We start from the raw sequence: 16,266 nt of genomic DNA on the forward strand, positions 1-16,266 counted from the left end.
ATGCGGTCGTGGCGGAATTGGTAGACGCACCAGATTTAGGTTCTGGCGCCGCAAGGTGTGAGAGTTCAAGTCTCTCCGACCGCACCATGATTGAAAAACCCAGCATTAATTTGCTGGGTTTTTTCTTTTTCCGATTCTGGACTCGGTAGATCTCTGATTTATCGAATTAAAAAAGCGAGCTCATGGCTCGCTTTTTTTCTATCTATTACTTTTCTACCTGACGCTTAAGGGTATCCAGACTTACATACCCAATGCGTACTTCAATACTTGTGCTTTAATCGGCCCTGAGTTTTCCGCCAACTTTAATGCCGCATTACGAGCGAACTTCAGTGGCCCTAAATCATTACTAAAGCCTTTGTAGAACACATCCATGCCCGTTTGCATTAGCAAGTTATCTGGTCGACGAGCGCGCTCATACTTGGCGAGTAATGAATCATTAAGTTGCTCTTGCTGATCCGTCACTGAAAGCAGAACATCAACATCTTTGAAGCCAAGATTCACGCCTTGCCCAGCAAGTGGGTTGATTGTATGAGCAGAATCCCCCACTAACACGCAATTCTTGTTTGAATAGCTTTGGGCATGGCGACGAGTGAGTGGGAATGAGCCAAATTGTAAAACTTCAATATCGCCTAACTCAGCAGGGAAATGACGTAGGATCTCCTCTTTTAACTGAGGTTTCGTCATCGCACACAATTGTTTAATGCGTTTTGGCGAGTCATACCACACCAGCGACCCCTGCCCGACTTCTTTACCATCCTCAGTTAGTGAACATAACGGCAAGAACGAACGTGGACCTGAGGGAGTAAATTGCTGCCAAGTGATGTCTTGTTGAGGGAGTTCGGTTTTTACGTTGATCAACATGCAGTGTTGACGGTAATCCCATGCGGTTACACCAATACCCGCCAATTGACGAACTTTTGAGTTCGCGCCATCGGCACCAATCACCCAATTAGCTTCAAACTGCTCGCCGCTTTCTAGCGTTACACAGTTTACTTCGGCAAATTGAATATCTTTCAATCGCTCTGGGCACATCACCGTTAAGTTGTCGTATTGTGCGAAAGTTTGCCAAAGCCCCAGTTGGATTAGACGGTTTTCAACAATATATCCTAACTGCTCCAATGACAGTTCATCAGAGTGAAAACGAGTACGGCACTCAGGATGTTCCCACGTTTCCAAACGACGATAAGGGCACACACGCATGCTTTCAATCGCGGACCATGCACCTAATGAATCAAGTAGCTTCACCGACTGATGAGAAATCGCGGAAACGCGAATATCCAACGCTTGAGAAGCCTCAAACGCCTTTGGCTCTGCGCCTTCTACCATTACAACGCTTCTGCCTTGCTTGGCAAACCCAACAGCCACCGCTGCCCCGACCATGCCGCCACCGATTACGGCGATGTCATACTTGTTCATTTTTTGCTCTTCATCATATTGATTAATTGGCGTTTTTTAATTGTACGTTCCATGGCTATTTTTACAAAATTGTTTAACAAAAAACCTTGCTGTATATAGGGCAAAAAACTAGATTTCATCAGGGTTTGCAGAGAATTCGTCAGATCACTAGTCAGGTGCTTTTTAAAGCAGTACAATACGCCGCTTACCGCCGAGATGGCGGCTATAATTTGAGCAATAGCTCTCCGATTTAAGTACAACTGAACGAGCGAAAGTGAGATGAGTAAGAAACTGCTAATTAAAACCTGGGGCTGCCAGATGAACGAATACGATTCATCAAAAATGGCCGACCTGCTTAATGCTGCAAACGGCTATGAGCTGACCGAAGAGCCAGAGGAAGCAGACGTACTTCTACTTAACACCTGTTCGATCCGTGAAAAAGCGCAAGAGAAAGTTTTCCACCAGCTTGGTCGTTGGAAGACACTAAAAGATAAAAAACCTGGCGTAGTTATCGGCGTAGGTGGTTGTGTAGCAACTCAAGAAGGTGATCACATCCGTCAGCGTGCTCCATACGTTGACGTAATTTTTGGTCCACAAACTCTTCACCGTCTTCCTGAGATGATTAAACAATCTCAATCGGATGAAGCACCAGTAATGGACATTTCATTCCCAGAAATCGAAAAGTTTGACCGTCTACCAGAGCCTCGTGCTGAAGGTGCAACGGCATTCGTTTCTATTATGGAAGGCTGTTCTAAGTACTGTACTTACTGTGTAGTACCGTACACTCGTGGTGAAGAAGTAAGCCGTCCAATGGATGACGTACTGTTCGAAATCGCACAACTAGCAGATCAAGGCGTACGTGAAGTAAACCTACTAGGTCAAAACGTAAACGCATACCGTGGTCCTATGCACGACGGTGAGATCTGTTCATTTGCAGAACTGCTTCGTTTGGTTGCGTCTATCGATGGTATTGATCGTATCCGCTTTACAACAAGCCACCCATTAGAGTTTACTGATGACATCATCGCAGTATACGAAGACACACCTGAGCTAGTGAGCTTCCTTCACCTACCAGTACAAAGTGGTAGTGACCGAGTGCTGACTATGATGAAACGTCCTCACACTGGGATTGAGTACAAGTCGATCATCCGTAAACTGCGTAAAGCACGTCCTGATATCCAAATCAGTTCAGACTTTATCGTTGGTTTCCCTGGTGAAACAGACAAAGATTTCCAAGACACAATGAAGCTAATCAAAGACGTAGACTTTGACATGAGCTTCAGCTTCATCTTCTCTCCACGTCCAGGTACGCCAGCGGCAGATTACCCTTGTGACCTATCAGAGCAAGTGAAGAAAGAGCGTCTATACGAGCTACAACAAACAGTAAACACGCAAGCAATGCGCTACTCTCGTCAAATGCTAGACACTGAGCAACGCGTTCTGGTTGAAGGTCCTTCTAAGAAGAACCTAATGGAGCTACGCGCTCGTACAGAAAACAACCGTGTAGTAAACTTTGAAGGTAGCGCAGACCTAATTGGTCAATTCGTTGACGTGAAGATTACGGACGTATTTGCTAACTCACTACGTGGTGAGCTAGTGCGTACAGAAAAAGACATGGACCTTCGTAGTGTGATTTCACCAACGCAAATGATGGCGAAAACACGTCGCGAAGATGAGCTAGGTGTAGCTACTTTTACGCCATAAGCTCGTACAAATAGCCATTGAGAGCCTGGTCGTTATCAGGCTCTCGTTAAGTGGCATAAAATGAGAGGCAACATTGAGCAATAAAATCGTAACGCTAGAAATCAATCTAGAACCTTCAGACAACCGCCGACTAGCAAGCCTGTGCGGTCCATTCGATGACAACATCAAGCATTTAGAACGTCGTCTAGGCGTTGAAATTAACCACCGTAGCGACCTTTTCACCATTGTCGGTAAACCTCATACCGCAGCAGCTGCGCTGGATATTCTGAAAACCCTTTATGTAGACACCGCTCCTGTCCGCGGCGAAACGCCTGATATCGAACCAGAGCAGATCCATCTGGCGATCAAAGAATCAGGTGTGCTGGAGCAAAATACCGAGTCGAACATCGAACACGGTAAAGAAGTCTTCGTAAAAACCAAGAAAGGCGTGATCAAGCCTCGCACACCAAATCAGGGTCAATACCTGATGAACATGGTGACGCACGATATCACTTTCGGTATCGGCCCTGCAGGTACAGGTAAAACTTACCTAGCGGTTGCAGCAGCCGTTGACGCACTAGAGCGCCAAGAGATCCGTCGTATTCTATTAACTCGTCCTGCGGTTGAAGCGGGCGAGAAACTGGGCTTCCTACCTGGTGATTTGAGCCAGAAAGTCGACCCTTACCTACGTCCTCTGTACGATGCCCTATTTGAAATGCTGGGCTTTGAGCGCGTAGAAAAGCTGATTGAACGTAACGTGATTGAGGTAGCACCTCTTGCTTACATGCGTGGCCGTACTCTAAACGACGCCTTCATCATTCTTGATGAGAGCCAAAACACCACCGTCGAGCAGATGAAGATGTTCCTAACGCGTATCGGCTTCAACTCTCGTGCAGTTATCACTGGTGACGTGACACAGATTGACTTGCCTCGTGGTGCAAAATCGGGTCTTCGTCATGCAATTGAAGTACTGAGCGAAGTTGACGACATCAGCTTTAACTTCTTCCAAGCTGACGACGTAGTGCGCCACCCAGTGGTTGCTCGTATCGTTAACGCTTATGAGAAGTGGGAAGCGCAAGACCAGAAAGAACGTAAAGAGTTTGAAAAACGCCGTCGTGAAGAACGTGATGCCAAACTGCTAGAAGCAGCCAAAGCAGAACTGAGTGCACAAGTCGCGGCGACTAAGGAATAACCATGGCAATTGAACTTGATTTGCAACTGGCAGTCGAAAATGAAGAAGGCTTACCTTCTGAGCAAGATTTCCAATTGTGGCTAGATAAGACTATTTCTCTTTTCCAACCACAAGCGGAACTGACGATTCGTATTGTCGACGAGCAAGAAAGTCACGAGCTAAACCACGAATACCGTGGTAAAGCCAAGCCGACCAATGTGCTGTCTTTCCCATTCGAAGTACCACCGGGTATGGAAATGGACCTACTGGGCGATTTGATTATCTGTCGCCAAGTCGTTGAAAAAGAGGCAGTAGAGCAGAACAAGCCTCTACTAGCACATTGGGCGCATATGGTTGTACATGGCAGCTTGCATCTGCTAGGTTATGACCATATCGAGGATGATGAAGCTGAAGAGATGGAATCCCTCGAGACAGAAATCATGCAAGGTATGGGTTATGAAGACCCATATATTGCTGAAAAAGAGTAGCTTTGGTTGCTCGACAGGGAAAGGCGAACTACCCAGATAACCATCTCGTACTCGTCTTTCTATGTGAGCTATCACACATCTGATAGCGTTACTTAATTGAGAAACAATGAACGAAGATAATTCTCCCTCTTCTAATGAAGGCAAGAAAGAAAAGGCAGAAGGTCCGAGTAGAAAGTCCTTCTTTGAACGTCTAGGTCAACTATTTCAAGGCGAACCAAAAGACCGCCAAGAGCTTGTGGATGTGATCCGCGACTCTGAAATCAATGACCTGATTGACCACGACACCCGCGACATGCTTGAAGGTGTAATGGAAATCTCCGAAATGCGCGTGCGTGACATCATGATCCCGCGTTCGCAAATGGTTACTGTCGAGCGCACAGACGATCTTGATACTTTGATCGCACTGATCACTGATGCTCAACACTCTCGCTACCCTGTGATCAGCGAAGATAAAGACCATGTGGAAGGCATTCTACTAGCGAAGGACTTACTCAAATACTTGGGCTCAGGCAGTAACCCATTTGATATCGAAGAAGTGATTCGACCAGCAGTCGTAGTACCGGAAAGTAAACGTGTAGACCGCCTGCTAAAAGAATTCCGTGAAGAACGTTATCACATGGCGATTGTTGTCGATGAATTCGGCGGTGTTTCTGGTCTTGTAACTATCGAAGATATCCTTGAAGAAATCGTAGGGGATATTGAAGATGAGTTCGATGATGATGAAGAAACCGATATCCGTAAGCTGAGCAAACACACGTTTGCTGTCAGAGCTCTGACAACCATTGAAGAGTTTAATGAGACATTCGGTACCAACTTCAGTGATGAAGAAGTGGATACCGTTGGCGGCATGGTAATGACTGCTTTTGGTCACCTACCATCGCGTGGCGAAGTCGTGGATATTGAAGCATACAGCTTCAAAGTAACGGCAGCCGACAACCGTCGTGTCATTCAACTTCAAGTGACGATTCCAGACGAAGAAAAGCTGGTTGAAGCCACTCAAGAGTAACGCGATACCCTAACATCGGGAATATCAGAAAAATAAAATGATGAATGTACTCTTTCATCGCCTCAAGCGGCCCTTCGTGGCCGCTTTTGTTGGCGCCTCCACTACCCTAGCATTTGCTCCTTATCAGCTATGGCCGCTTGCCATACTTAGCCCTGCTATCCTACTTATTCTTCTTGCAGACCAATCACCTAGGCGTGCGCTTTGGATCGGTTATTCATGGGGTTTAGGGCAATTTGCGACAGGAGTAAGCTGGGTTTACGTTAGCATTGCAGGCTTTGGCGGCATGCCGCTGATTGCAAACCTATTCCTCATGGGCTTGTTAATCGCCTACCTATCCATATACACCGGCTTATTTGCGTGGCTCGCTAACAAGTTTTTCCCTGAATTTACCCTGAGCAAAGCATTGCTTGCTGCTCCTGCATTATGGCTAGTGACCGACTGGCTACGTGGCTGGGTTATGACAGGTTTCCCTTGGCTATGGCTTGGCTATAGTCAAATTGACGCACCATTTGCCAGCTTTGCACCCATCGGTGGTGTAGAACTACTAACACTGTTCATCATGATCAGTGCTGGTGCATTGGCGTATGCTTGGATTCACAAGCAATGGTTAATGATCATCATCCCTGCGGTACTGTTAAGTGCAGGCTTTGGTATTCGCCAATACGATTGGGTAACTCCTCGCATTGAAGACACAACCAAAGTAGCGCTGATCCAAGGTAACGTTGACCAGAACCTAAAATGGCTACCGAGCCAACGCTGGCCAACCATCATGAAATACGCAGACCTCACTCGTGAGAACTGGGATGCTGACATCATCGTATGGCCAGAGGCTGCCATTCCTGCATTTGAAATTGAAGTCCCGTCGTTCTTGAGAAACATCGATACTGCGGCGAAAATGAACAACAGCGCCATTATTACGGGTGTGGTAAACCAAGGAAAAGACGGTCAATTCTACAACAGCATTTTATCGCTGGGTGTAAATCCATACGGTGATTACAGCTTTGATATGGACAAGCGCTACCACAAGCACCACTTACTTCCGTTTGGTGAGTTCGTGCCGTTTGAAGACGTATTGCGCCCACTTGCACCATTCTTCAACTTGCCAATGTCTTCCTTCAGCCGTGGCGATTTTATTCAGCCAAACATCGTGGCGAATGGAAAGCACATGGATCCTGCACTGTGTTATGAAATCATCTTCAGCGAACAAGTTCGTCAGAACGTGACCGACGATACTGATTTCATTCTAACGCTTTCTAACGACGCTTGGTTCGGTCATTCAATTGGTCCACTACAGCACATGGAAATCGCTCGAATGCGTGCTCTAGAGCTGGGTAAGCCACTTATTCGTTCGACCAACAATGGCGTAACCGCAGTGACCGACCATAAAGGTAAGGTGATTGAACAAATCCCTCAATTTGAAACCGCAGTGCTTCGCGCAGAACTTGTTCCTACCGATGGTCAAACTCCGTATCGCATCGTCGGCACTTGGCCTCTGTATATTTGGGCTGGATTAAGTTTGATGTTGGCTTGGTGGTTATCAAGGAAGAAAAAGTCATAAGTGAAAAAGAGGCGCTTGGGCCTCTTTTTTTACGTTTGTTAAAGCTGTTCTTATGGCTTGAGAGACTGACGACTAAAGCCAGTATGATTGCACTTAATGCATGGAATGATCACAGTTGGGTGGTTATATGTCGTCTTATGACCACATTCATCGCAGACCAATGTGCCAAGTCCAATCACCTCTCCCGCCTCATAAAGACCTTGATGTTCTAAGTCATCAAACAGTTCAACCCACTCCACTTTGGTTCGGTCTGTAATTTCGAGCAAACCTTGCCAAACGGAATCGGCAATTGTGAGATAGAAGGGTCCACTCTTACCTTCTTCATAGCTATCAGAAAACTCTTTTAAATCGGCTTTGACATAAGCTGATATCAGTGAGAGCTCGTCTTTGGTCATGTCGTTGGCAGCATCCACCACTTTGCCCGACGTTTCGAATACTTTGTTAACTTCATCCGGACTGTGCTTCAAGGTTTCAATCACATCCTCGAGCATTTCCTCGTAACCTGCTTTACGTTTAGGCATAACTGACCTCCATCTTTCTACTACCAAGCACCACTTCAAGGCGTATGGGTACAGATTGGCTATTGTTGTGATCCCTAGCTTTAGGTATTCTATGACGATCTATTTAAGTCTGTTCTAACCGAACTCACAAATTCCAAGATAACCGGATACCATCGATGCAAGAACAATACAATCCACAAGACCTTGAACAGAAAGTTCAAAAGCACTGGGATGACAACAAGACCTTTGTTGTAAGTGAAGACCCAAATAAAGAAAAATTCTACTGTCTATCCATGTTCCCATACCCAAGTGGTCGACTGCACATGGGTCACGTGCGCAACTACACCATCGGTGACGTAGTATCTCGTTTCCAACGCCTACAAGGCAAAAACGTAATGCAACCAATCGGTTGGGATGCATTTGGTCTACCTGCAGAAAACGCAGCAGTGAAAAACAGCACTGCACCTGCACCATGGACTTACGAAAACATCGAATACATGAAGAACCAACTTAAGCTTCTTGGCTTTGGTTACGATTGGAACCGTGAATTCGCAACATGTACACCTGAGTACTACCGTTGGGAACAAGAGTTCTTCACTAAGCTTTACGAGAAAGGGCTGGTTTACAAAAAGACTTCTTCTGTTAACTGGTGTCCAAACGACCAAACTGTTCTTGCGAACGAGCAGGTTGAAGATGGCTGCTGCTGGCGTTGTGACACTCCAGTAGAGCAAAAAGAAATTCCTCAGTGGTTCATTAAGATCACAGAATACGCTCAAGAGTTGCTGGACGATCTAGACAAACTTGAAGGTTGGCCAGAAATGGTGAAAACCATGCAGCGCAACTGGATCGGCCGTTCTGAAGGTGTTGAGCTCAAGTTTGAAGTCAAGGGTCAACAAGACCTAGAAGTTTACACAACACGTCCAGACACGCTAATGGGCGTCACTTACGTTGGTATCGCTGCAGGTCACCCTCTAGCGACTATCGCGGCTGAGAACAACCCAGAACTTGCTGCGTTCATCGAAGAGTGTAAGAACACCAAAGTAGCAGAAGCTGAACTTGCGACAATGGAGAAGAAAGGTATGGCGACTGGCCTTACTGCTATTCACCCATTGAACGGCCGTGAAGTTCCTGTTTACGTAGCAAACTTCGTACTGATGGACTACGGTACAGGCGCTGTAATGGCAGTACCTGCGCACGACCAACGTGACTTCGAGTTCGCAACTAAGTACGGTCTAGACATCGTGCCTGTTATCAAGCCAGTTGATGGCAGCGAGCTAGACATCTCTGAAGCGGCATACACAGAGAAAGGTGTACTGTTCGATTCAGGTGAATTCGACGGTCTAGAATTCCAAGCGGCGTTCGATGCAATCGCAGCGAAGCTAGAAGCAGAAGGCAAAGGCACTAAGACAGTTAACTTCCGTCTACGTGACTGGGGCGTATCTCGTCAACGTTACTGGGGTGCTCCAATCCCTATGGTAACGACTGAAGACGGTGAAGTTCACCCAGTACCAGCTGACCAACTACCAGTCATTCTTCCAGAAGATGTGGTAATGGACGGCGTAACAAGCCCAATCAAAGCAGACAAAGAGTGGGCGAAGACAACCTTCAACGGCGAACCTGCTCTACGTGAGACAGATACGTTCGACACGTTCATGGAATCTTCTTGGTACTACGCGCGTTACTGTTCACCACAAGCTGACGACATCCTAGATCCAGAAAAAGCAAACTACTGGCTACCAGTAGACCAGTACATCGGTGGTATTGAGCACGCTTGTATGCACCTACTGTACTCTCGCTTCTTCCACAAACTACTACGTGATGCTGGCTACGTAACGTCTGACGAACCGTTCAAGCAACTACTGTGTCAAGGCATGGTACTAGCAGATGCGTTCTACTTCGAGAACGAGAAAGGCGGTAAAGAGTGGGTTGCACCAACAGATGTTGCTGTTGAGCGTGACGGTAAAGGCCGCATCACTTCTGCGAAAGACACTGAAGGCCGCGATGTTACACACTCAGGCATGATCAAAATGTCTAAGTCGAAAAACAACGGTATCGACCCTCAAGAGATGGTAGATAAGTACGGTGCAGACACAGTACGTCTATTCATGATGTTTGCTTCACCAGCAGACATGACGCTTGAGTGGCAAGAGTCTGGCGTAGAAGGTGCTAACCGCTTCCTGAAACGTGTTTGGAAACTGGTTAACACTCACGCTTCAAAAGGCGCTGCTGAGTCTGTTGATACAGCTGCACTTTCTGGTGACCAAAAAGCGCTACGTCGCGACGTTCACAAAACAATCGCAAAAGTGACTGACGATATCGCTCGTCGTCAAACATTCAACACTGCGATTGCCGCTATCATGGAACTGATGAACAAGCTTGCGAAAGCGCCTCAAGAGTCAGCACAAGATCGTGCGATCCTTGATGAAGCACTTAAAGCCGTAGTTGCAATGCTTTACCCAATCACTCCGCACATCTCATACGAGCTATGGACTGCGCTAGGTGAATCAGACATCGATAACGCAGTTTGGCCAACGTTTGACGAGAAAGCACTGGTTGAAGACGAGAAGACTATCGTTGTAATGATCAACGGTAAGCTACGTGCGAAACTAATTGTTGCTGCTGACGCGTCAGAAGAACAAGTTCGTGAGCTTGGTCTAAACGATGAGAACGCGAAGAAGTTCCTAGATGGTCTAACTATCCGTAAAGTCATTTACGTACCAGGTAAACTATTGAACATCGTTGCAAACTAGCCTCTCGCTATTAACGAAACGCAGCTTGCAAAAACTCAACGCCGAGCGAACTTATTCGTTCTGCATGAGTCTTTTAACAGGGTGAGTCATCACCCTGTTTATTTACCTCAAACCATTCACGTCGAGTGGTTTAAGGTAAATAACCCCTTCAATTTAGGATGAATACAATCAATGCGCTTTTTCTCTTTGATTAAACTACCAGTGGTTTTGGTATTAGCGGGGCTTCTTTCTGCCTGTGGTTTTCACCTTCGTGGCGAGTACTCCGTTCCGGAAGAACTCCACACCATGTCTTTCACTAGCTATGATGAATACAGCCCATTGACGCGTTACATCCGCGCTCAACTTGAATTGAACAAGGTCGATTTAGTAAAACCGTCATCAAATACTCCGAACCTACACCTTAGTGAAGCGACCATTGACGAGCGTACGCTGTCGCTTTACCAAAACAGTCGAGCAGCAGAAAAAGAGCTGACTTACGTGGTGAAATACCGAGTGACGATCCCTGGCTTCGGTGCAAAAGATTTCACGACCACCGTTAACCGTAACTACCTAGATAACCCGCTAACTGCACTAGCGAAATCAGTAGAACGTGACGTTATCGAAGATGAAATGCGTCAACAAGCGGCTGGCCAAATGATGCGCCAACTAGGTCGGGTTCGTGCTGAATACGAACAAGGCCACGTTGCTCCTGAAGCGACAAACGCTAACTCTACGAACACAAACTCTTAATCAGAATGCGAATTTTTGCCGACAAGCTGGCTGACCATCTAGCGAAACACATTAAGCAGGTTTACCTGATCTTTGGTAATGAACCTCTGTTGATTCAAGAAAGCCGTCAAACGATCCAAAACATGGCTCGCCAACAAGGCTTTGAAGAAAGACACCGTTTTGCTGTCGATGCCAGCTTAGATTGGAATCAAGTGTACGATTGCTTCCAAGCGCTAAGCCTATTCTCTAGCCGTCAGCTCATTGAACTGGAGCTGCCAGAGGTAGGAGCTAACGCAGCGATCAGTAAAGAGCTGGTCAACCTATGCGAAATGCTGCACGACGACATCATGCTTGTGGTTGTAGGTAGCAAGCTGACCAAAGCGCAAGAGAACGCAAAGTGGTTTAAAGCTCTGAGCGGCAAAGGCGATTGGGTAAGCTGCTTAACGCCAGATTTACAGCGTCTTCCTATGTTTGTTCAAGCACGTTGCCGAGCTTTAGGGCTAAAAGCTGATCAACAATCACTGCAAATGTTGGCACAGTGGCACGAAGGTAATTTGTTCGCGCTATCGCAAAGTTTAGAGAAACTTGCTCTACTCTACCCTGATGGTGAACTGACCGTTGTACGCTTAGAAGAAGCTCTGAGTCGCCATAACCACTTTACAACGTTCCACTGGATTGATGCTCTGCTTGCAGGCAAAGGCAACCGTGCCCAGCGCATTCTGCGCCAACTGGAAGCAGAAGGCGTAGAAACCGTTATTCTGATCCGTAGCATCCAAAAAGAGTTCAACCAACTACTGAATATGCACCGCGACTTGACCCAAATGGGTATGAGTCAGGTGTTTGAAAAGCATCGAGTGTGGCAAAACAAACGCCCACTCTACAATGCTGCGCTGACTCGTCTGTCAGCCTCACGAATTTGTGCACTTTTGTCTCTTTTGGCGCACGCCGAGATAAAAGCCAAAACCCAATATGATGAATCTGTGTGGCCAACGATCCACCAGTTGAGCTTAGAAACCTGCTCTCCTGATATTAAGCTGGCAATTTAAAATTCAAAGCGTGATATAGTGCGCGACCAGTTTTGATAACCATTATTCAAAACGCCCACAGACAGAAAAGAAAATACCGAGGAAAACCGAGTGCTTCGCGAAGAACTTAAAGACTTTTTAGCCGATAAAGCCGACGACATGAAAGCGGAAGAGATTGTTATTCTAGATGTAGAAGGCAAATCAAGCGTGACAGATTACATGATCATTTGTACTGGCACATCTAAGCGTCACGTTTCATCTATCGCTGATCACGTCGCATCTGAAGTGAAGAAGGCAGGTCTAGAGCCGCTAGGTATGGAAGGCGAAAATGAAGGCGAATGGGTTGTCCTAGATATGGGCGACGCAATGCTTCACGTGATGCAAGAAGAGCACCGCGAGCTATACCAACTAGAAAAACTCTGGGGTTAATCGTTTGAAAATTCAACTAATTGCCGTCGGCACAAAAATGCCAAAATGGGTCGAAGAAGGTTTTCAAGAATACCGTCGTCGTTTCCCACATGATATGCCACTTGAGTTGGTTGAAATCCCTGCGGGTAAACGCGGCAAAAATGCAGACATCGCGCGTATCTTGCAAAAAGAAGGCGAAGCGATGTTGGCAGCCGTACCTAAAGGTGCTCGTATCGTCACTCTCGATATCCCAGGCAAAAAGTGGGATACCCCGCAACTGGCCGAGCAGCTAGAAGCGTGGAAGCTCGATGGTCGTGATGTGTCGATTCTGATCGGTGGCCCTGAAGGTTTAGCGCCAGCTTGTAAAGCCGCAGCAGACCAAAGCTGGTCACTGTCTGCATTGACACTGCCGCACCCACTTGTGCGCATCGTGATGGCAGAGAGCTTATACCGAGCGTGGAGCATTACTGCTAACCACCCTTACCACCGCGAATAATCGCTACTTAGCTGTAGAGACAAGCGTTAATGATTCGTAAACGCCGCAGTCAAATTCGAGATTACCAAGCAGAAGCGCGTCTATTTTCTAGCCGCGCTATTGTTGCATTTTTAGGTATCGTCATTTTGATGGGCTTGCTGGTTGCCAATATGTACAACATTCAGGTAAACCAGTTTCAAGACTATAAAACCCGCTCTAATGATAACCGCATTAAAGTGGTTCCAATCGCTCCTAACCGTGGTCTTATCTATGACCGCAACGGTGTATTGCTCGCGGAAAACCGTCCAGTCTTCAACTTGGAGCTGACTCCAGAGAAAATCAAAGACATCGACAGTACCATTGAAGCGCTGCAAACCATCCTTGAGATCACGCCCGAACAAGTTGAGCGTTTCCACCGTGAACGTAAGCGCACTCGTCGCTTCAAGTCTGTGCCACTGTTAACTCAATTGAATGAAAACCAAGTCGCTGTTTTCTCAGTGAATCAATACCGTTTTCCTGGTGTTGAAATCAGTGCGACATTGAAACGCTACTACCCATTCAGCGAAGTCCTGACTCACGTCATTGGCTACGTGTCACGAATCAATGACCGCGATATGCAGCGCCTAATCCGTGAAGAAAAAGACGCCAACTACCAAGCGACACGCGACATTGGTAAGTTAGGCATCGAAAAGTATTACGAAGACTTGCTGCACGGCACAGCGGGCTACCAAGAGGTTGAAGTCAACAGTCGTGGTCGCGTCATTCGTACCCTGAAATACGTTCCGCCTATTGCGGGGAAAGACATCGTCTTAAACCTTGATATCAACCTACAGCTTTACGTGCACCAACTGCTTGATGGCCGACGTGGTAGTGCTGTTGTGCTTGATCCTCGTGATAACGGCGTACTTGCGATGGTTTCAAGCCCAAGTTACGACCCGAACGCATTCGTACACGGTATCTCCGGTAAAGCGTACCGCGCACTACTGAACGACAAGAACCGCCCATTGGTTAACCGTACAACGCTAGGTATTTACCCACCAGCTTCGACCATCAAACCCTTCATTGCTGTAGCAGCGCTGGAAGAAGGAGTCATTACTCCGAAAACCACACGTAATGACCCTGGATACTGGCGTATTCCAAACTCCGACACTCGCCCATTCCGAGATTGGCTGCGTTGGGGGCATGGCCGCGTAGACATCATTAAGTCGATTGAAGAATCGGTCGATACCTTCTTCTACCAAATTGCCTACGACATGGGCATTGATCGGCTATCAAATTGGATGATGATGTTTGGCTTTGGCGATTACACGGGCATCGACATTTATGAGGAAAGTAAGGCCAACATGCCAACTCGTGAGTGGAAGATGGCACGCCATAAGACACCTTGGTACAAGGGTGACACCATTCCGGTTGGTATTGGTCAGGGCTACTGGACAGCAACGCCAATGCAGATTGCCAAAGCAACCTCAGTACTGGTCAACGAAGGTGCAGTGACAGCTCCTCACTTATTGAAAGCCACCATCGATAACGGCGGTGATTTCGAAGAGCAAGAAAATTCGGAATACGTCACCTACCCACCGATTCAAAATGTGCCAGACAAGTACTGGAATATGGCGAAAGAAGGCATGCGTTTAGTAAACCATGGTACGAAAGGCACCGCTCGTCGCTCTTTCTACAACATGGATTACCAAACTGGTGGTAAATCCGGTACCGCACAGGTCTTTGGCCTTGGTGAAGATGAAGAATACAACGCGGATGAAATCGCAGAGCACTTACGTGACCACGCCTTGTTTACCGGCTTTGCACCCTTTGATGATCCTAAAGTGGTGGTATCAGTGGTGCTAGAAAACGCCGGTGGTGGTTCAAGTAATGGTGCGCCAGTTGCGAGAAAGATCTTCGACCGAGTCATTATCGGCCCTGAAAAAATTGAACCTGAAGAAGAGCAAAACAACGCGAAGAAAGAGGTAACGCAGTGATGAAAATGGATCCCTCTACAGGCAAAAACCGCGCCCTGTTTGAACGCTTCCATATCGACTTGCCGTTATTACTCGGCATCTTTGCATTGATGGGCTTTGGCCTAGTCATTATGTACAGCGCAAGTGGCCAAAGTTTGGCTATGATGGATCGCCAAGCGATGCGTATGGTGCTGTCTTTAGTAGTCATGATCGTTTTGGCGCAAATCTCACCAAGAACGTATGAGAGCCTCGCTCCACTGATGTTCGTTGGCGGGGTCATACTCCTCTTTGGGGTGCTGTTCTTTGGTGAAGCATCCAAAGGTGCCCAACGCTGGCTAAACCTTGGTTTCGTCCGATTCCAACCATCTGAACTTCTCAAGCTTGCCGTGCCTTTGATGGTCGCTCGCTACATCGGCCGCCAACCTCTCCCACCGACATTCAAAACCCTGATTGTGGCGCTGATTATGGTCTGTTTACCGACTATTCTTATCGCCAAACAGCCTGATTTGGGTACCTCTATCCTGATCGCAGCCTCCGGTATTTTCGTTATCTTCCTTGCTGGTATCAGTTGGAAAATCATTGCTGCCGCGGCAGTGGCACTCGGTGGATTTATCCCCATTCTGTGGTTCTTCTTGATGCGTGAATACCAAAAGGTTCGCGTACGAACGCTGTTTAACCCGGAGTCGGACCCACTTGGCGCTGGCTACCACATCATCCAAAGTAAGATTGCGATTGGTTCTGGTGGTATTTCCGGCAAAGGCTGGTTACAAGGCACGCAATCACAATTGGAATTTCTTCCAGAGCGACACACTGACTTTATCTTTGCAGTAATTGCAGAAGAATGGGGTATGATTGGCTTCCTTTGCCTATTAGCCATCTATCTATTCATTATTGGCCGTGGTCTCTACCTCGCGAGCCAAGCGCAAACCGCGTTTGGTCGAATGATGGCAGGCAGTATTGTACTCAGCTTCTTCGTGTATATTTTTGTAAATATCGGCATGGTAAGTGGCATCCTACCTGTAGTAGGCGTACCTTTACCGTTGATCAGTTATGGTGGTACCTCAATGGTGACACTGATGGCTGGTTTTGGCATTCTGATGTCGATCCACACGCACCGAAAAGCATTCTCTAAGGCGACCTAGAC

At 47.0% G+C, this 16,266-nt stretch carries 14 protein-coding genes and 1 tRNA gene; 13 read left to right on the top strand and 2 right to left on the bottom strand.

Annotated features, from left to right (window positions below; all coding sequences use genetic code 11):
• Positions 1 to 2 precede the first annotated feature (2 nt).
• Positions 3 to 87 (top strand) — tRNA-Leu (locus GXP65_RS17460).
• 153 nt (positions 88 to 240) lie between these two features.
• Here the strand turns inward: GXP65_RS17460 and GXP65_RS17465 are convergent.
• On the bottom strand, positions 241 to 1,416 hold the full coding sequence (locus GXP65_RS17465; protein ID WP_162093360.1) for a 2-octaprenyl-3-methyl-6-methoxy-1,4-benzoquinol hydroxylase: 1,176 nt from the start codon (positions 1,414 to 1,416) through the stop codon (positions 241 to 243).
• A 258-nt stretch (positions 1,417 to 1,674) separates the two neighbouring features.
• On the opposite strand from GXP65_RS17465, the gene miaB reads away from it, so the two are divergent.
• The 5 genes from miaB to lnt all read left to right on the top strand — a co-directional run bounded on the left by miaB (position 1,675) and on the right by lnt (position 7,301).
• Positions 1,675 to 3,099 (top strand): tRNA (N6-isopentenyl adenosine(37)-C2)-methylthiotransferase MiaB, encoded by a 1,425-nt coding sequence (gene miaB / locus GXP65_RS17470; RefSeq protein WP_010446468.1) that lies wholly within the window; start codon positions 1,675 to 1,677, stop codon positions 3,097 to 3,099.
• Positions 3,100 to 3,172: 73 nt separating this feature from the next.
• Positions 3,173 to 4,270, top strand: coding sequence for a PhoH family protein (locus GXP65_RS17475; protein WP_005438593.1), 1,098 nt, complete (start codon positions 3,173 to 3,175; stop codon positions 4,268 to 4,270).
• A 2-nt stretch (positions 4,271 to 4,272) separates the two neighbouring features.
• A complete protein-coding gene (gene ybeY / locus GXP65_RS17480) occupies positions 4,273 to 4,737 on the top strand; it encodes an rRNA maturation RNase YbeY (RefSeq protein WP_162093361.1) in 465 nt (154 codons plus the stop codon).
• 106 nt (positions 4,738 to 4,843) lie between these two features.
• A complete protein-coding gene (gene corC, locus GXP65_RS17485) occupies positions 4,844 to 5,743 on the top strand; it encodes a CNNM family magnesium/cobalt transport protein CorC (RefSeq protein WP_005425551.1) in 900 nt (299 codons plus the stop codon).
• 37 nt (positions 5,744 to 5,780) lie between these two features.
• On the top strand, positions 5,781 to 7,301 hold the full coding sequence (gene lnt / locus GXP65_RS17490) for an apolipoprotein N-acyltransferase (RefSeq protein ID WP_162093362.1): 1,521 nt from the start codon (positions 5,781 to 5,783) through the stop codon (positions 7,299 to 7,301).
• A gap of 50 nt (positions 7,302 to 7,351) precedes the next feature.
• Here lnt and GXP65_RS17495 read toward each other — a convergent pair whose 3' ends face one another.
• Entirely contained in the window at positions 7,352 to 7,822 is a 471-nt protein-coding gene (locus tag GXP65_RS17495) for a zinc ribbon-containing protein (RefSeq protein WP_005447499.1), read from the bottom strand.
• 155 nt (positions 7,823 to 7,977) lie between these two features.
• Between GXP65_RS17495 and leuS the strand changes: the two genes are divergently transcribed.
• The 7 genes from leuS to rodA all read left to right on the top strand — a co-directional run bounded on the left by leuS (position 7,978) and on the right by rodA (position 16,264).
• On the top strand, positions 7,978 to 10,551 hold the full coding sequence (gene leuS / locus GXP65_RS17500) for a leucine--tRNA ligase (protein WP_162093363.1): 2,574 nt from the start codon (positions 7,978 to 7,980) through the stop codon (positions 10,549 to 10,551).
• Between the two features lie 171 nt (positions 10,552 to 10,722).
• The gene (lptE, locus tag GXP65_RS17505; RefSeq protein ID WP_005425837.1) at positions 10,723 to 11,280 is read left to right on the top strand and encodes an LPS assembly lipoprotein LptE; all 558 of its coding nucleotides are present in this window, start codon (positions 10,723 to 10,725) and stop codon (positions 11,278 to 11,280) included.
• Positions 11,281 to 11,285: 5 nt separating this feature from the next.
• On the top strand, positions 11,286 to 12,305 hold the full coding sequence (holA, locus tag GXP65_RS17510; protein ID WP_162093364.1) for a DNA polymerase III subunit delta: 1,020 nt from the start codon (positions 11,286 to 11,288) through the stop codon (positions 12,303 to 12,305).
• 90 nt (positions 12,306 to 12,395) lie between these two features.
• Complete coding sequence (rsfS, locus tag GXP65_RS17515; RefSeq protein ID WP_005425840.1) at positions 12,396 to 12,713, top strand: ribosome silencing factor; 318 nt, start codon at positions 12,396 to 12,398, stop codon at positions 12,711 to 12,713.
• 4 nt (positions 12,714 to 12,717) lie between these two features.
• Complete coding sequence (gene rlmH, locus GXP65_RS17520; RefSeq protein WP_005447517.1) at positions 12,718 to 13,188, top strand: 23S rRNA (pseudouridine(1915)-N(3))-methyltransferase RlmH; 471 nt, start codon at positions 12,718 to 12,720, stop codon at positions 13,186 to 13,188.
• 29 nt (positions 13,189 to 13,217) lie between these two features.
• Positions 13,218 to 15,143, top strand: a complete 1,926-nt coding sequence (gene mrdA, locus GXP65_RS17525) for a penicillin-binding protein 2 (RefSeq protein ID WP_162093365.1) — start codon at positions 13,218 to 13,220, stop codon at positions 15,141 to 15,143.
• Entirely contained in the window at positions 15,143 to 16,264 is a 1,122-nt protein-coding gene (rodA, locus tag GXP65_RS17530) for a rod shape-determining protein RodA (RefSeq protein WP_005530707.1), read from the top strand. Before mrdA ends, rodA begins: the two co-directional genes overlap by 1 nt.
• Positions 16,265 to 16,266: the final 2 nt, after the last annotated feature.

It is taken from the genome of Vibrio sp. LB10LO1 (assembly GCF_010092875.1).
GTDB lineage: Bacteria > Pseudomonadota > Gammaproteobacteria > Enterobacterales > Vibrionaceae > Vibrio > Vibrio campbellii.